The 1,218-nt window shown below is 71.7% G+C and carries 2 protein-coding genes; one reads left to right on the top strand and one right to left on the bottom strand.

What is annotated here, in order from left to right; translation table 11 throughout:
• Positions 1 to 175, bottom strand: a 175-nt coding sequence (locus ABZZ74_RS54310; protein ID WP_356951469.1) for a helix-turn-helix domain-containing protein, incomplete at its 3' end; no start/stop codon positions are given.
• 813 nt (positions 176 to 988) lie between these two features.
• Between ABZZ74_RS54310 and ABZZ74_RS54305 the strand changes: the two genes are divergently transcribed.
• Positions 989 to 1,153 carry a hypothetical protein gene (locus tag ABZZ74_RS54305; RefSeq protein ID WP_356951468.1) on the top strand — a complete coding sequence of 55 codons (165 nt, stop codon included), beginning with the start codon at positions 989 to 991 and terminating at the stop codon, positions 1,151 to 1,153.
• Positions 1,154 to 1,218 lie beyond the last annotated feature (65 nt).

Here is a 1,218-nt window from a genome sequence, read left to right as displayed (position 1 = left end):
CCGACTCCAACGCGGCCACACCCCCGCGCCGCCAGGCCGCCCGCCACCGGCGCACCGACCGGTCCGCCACCCGCAACATCGCCGCGACCTGCGTCCGCTGGCAGACGATCGTTGAGATCGCCCCATACGGGGGCTGTGTCTCATGGATCGTCCCGCCAGACGCAACAATTGACATCCCAGTCCCGAGGGCTTCCTCGGTGCTAGGCCTACCCGAGTAGCCCGCCCAACCCCGTCGAGACTGAGGAGTCACTGGGCCGCACCCGGACCGATCCGTGTGGGCGACGGCTCCGAATCACCGGTGAGGGCGCCAGTAAGCGGGCCCTCGCCCGTCGCCCGGCTGAGGCAGGGACCCCCCGGCCGGGCGACGAGGCACGTGCCAAGCACGTGCCATCCACATACTGAACCGCAGGTCAACAGCCCTCTAACGCACCCCTTATGCGGTTGGGGGTTGTCCCGGTAGACCCAAACGGGCGCCTCCGCGCGCTACGGTGCCTCGATGGACGCAGGGGACGTAGCAACCTGGGTGGGCTCCACCGCGGCGGTCGTCGCGGCCGTGGCATCCGTCGCCGTCTGGTGGCGCGAGCGCCCCCGCCCCAACCTGGGAGTTGGACTACGAGCCTCACGGCATGTCCCTGGTCCGCAACACCGGTGGCACCCTCGCCAGGGACGTGCACGTGCGCGCTGGTGTCCGCGCCAACCTCAGCCACGTCTCTCACGAGGCCCGGGCTGAGAGCGTCGCCCCGGGTGAGGTGGTGGCGGTCATGGCTTCCCGCAGTCTGGGGGCTGAGGACTGGGTGGTTGAGGCACCTGCCTCCCCGCAGGCCCTCGCCGAGCTGAACGGCGACGCGCCGCCCGCTCCCGCCGAGGGCGCCTTGGCGCAGGCGGTTCGGTCGGCGGGAGAAGTGGACTCGGCTGGTCGTGTGAGTCGTAGGCTGCCCCGGCCCTCTGCACGGTCCTCACGACCGCACGATGGCCCGGCGGTCTCGACGTGCACCTCGTCGACGTCCTCGATCCCGGCGCGGCGCAGGAGCTCAGCGATGTCCCGCAGCCCGTACGCCCGGCCGAGGATCTCCCGTCGCCGCGCACGCGTCGGCCGCCGTCCTCGACGGGCGGGTACACGGTCACCGGTGCCGTGGCTCTGGTACCCGTCTGAGCGCGGGCGCAGGCTCAAGGGGTGACCGAAACCATCACTTCACGCACCGTCCGATCCCCGGTGGC

Source organism: Streptomyces sp. NPDC006476 (assembly GCF_040612015.1).
GTDB classification, from domain to species: domain Bacteria; phylum Actinomycetota; class Actinomycetes; order Streptomycetales; family Streptomycetaceae; genus Streptomyces; species Streptomyces griseorubiginosus_B.
This window is presented reverse-complemented; position numbering and strand designations above follow the sequence as displayed.